At 67.5% G+C, this 234-nt stretch carries 1 protein-coding gene; it reads right to left on the reverse strand.

Translation table 11 applies throughout. From position 1 onward, the window contains the following. A partial coding sequence (locus AC3II9_RS22570) for a GGDEF domain-containing protein (RefSeq protein ID WP_489159016.1) occupies positions 1 to 234 on the reverse strand: 234 nt, incomplete at both ends.

Consider the following 234-nt stretch of genomic DNA (forward strand, 5'->3'; position numbering starts at 1 on the left):
GAGCAGGACTTCGGGCTCGGGCGCGTGATCGACATCGGCGAGCAGCGCGAACTCCTCGCCGCCGATCCGCGCGGCCAGCGTGCCCGGTGGCAGCGTGTCGATCAGTGCCAGAGCGAATCCGCGTAGGACCTCGTCCCCCTCGTCATGGCCAAGCGTGTCGTTGATCCGCTTGAAATGGTCGATATCGGCCAGGATCAGCGTTTGCGGGCCGCTGCGCCCGATCGCCTGGTCGAG

This window comes from Lysinibacillus sp. RU7, assembly GCF_057837305.1.